Below are 758 nucleotides of genomic sequence, written 5' to 3'. Positions count from 1 at the left end.
ACCTGAGTATGAACAAGGCAAGAATCAATTGTTTGAGCCTAATGATAATAGCCCTGATTACTGCTCAAAGCAGTAATCTTAAAAAAAATAGCAAGACACCTTCCTAAGGGTGGTAAAACCGACAGTCACTATCGCAGACTACAGCGATTTTTTGCCGAAGCGAGGATAGACTACGATCAACTGGCTTTAATGATATATCGACTATTTGGACTAGGCAAGGTCACCTTAACCATTGACCGCACCAACTGGAAATGGGGTAAAAGTAACCTCAACATCTTTATGCTAGGAGTGGTATATAAAGGGATAGCCATCCCCTTATACTGGCAAATGCTAGATAAGCGAGGTAATACAAACCATCTTGAACGCTGTGAACTTATTGAGCGGTTTATCAAACAATTTGGCAAAGATAACCTTGAGATGATAGTAGCGGACAGAGAGTTTGTTGGCGAAAAATGGTTTAACTGGCTCACCAATAATCACATACCCTTTGCCATACGGATTAAGAAGAACAGTAAAGTTAAGAATCATCATGGCAAGTTGGTACAGATTAAAGAGTTATTGCGCCATGTTAGCCATCAAGAAACATATCGACATGGGCGAATACTGACTGTCGATGGTTGTTTGGTTCGAGTATTTGCCAAGCGTGATAAAGACTATGGTTTAGTGATTGTCGCAACCAATCAACTAGAAACAGTGGATGCGATGACAAGCTATGCTAAGCGTTGGGAAATTGAGACTTTATTTGCTTGTCTAAAGGG

At 40.5% G+C, this 758-nt stretch carries 1 protein-coding gene; it reads left to right on the top strand.

Translation table 11 applies throughout. From position 1 onward, the window contains the following. Nucleotides 1-60 precede the first annotated feature (60 nt). Nucleotides 61-758, top strand: a 698-nt coding sequence (locus A1019T_RS00005; protein WP_167366820.1) for an IS4 family transposase, incomplete at its 3' end; no start/stop codon positions are given.

The sequence above is a fragment of the Psychrobacter piechaudii genome (assembly GCF_900162825.1).
Taxonomy (GTDB): Bacteria; Pseudomonadota; Gammaproteobacteria; order Pseudomonadales; family Moraxellaceae; genus Psychrobacter; species Psychrobacter piechaudii.
Note: the sequence above shows the minus strand (reverse complement) of the source record. Positions and strands in the feature narration are given on the sequence as shown.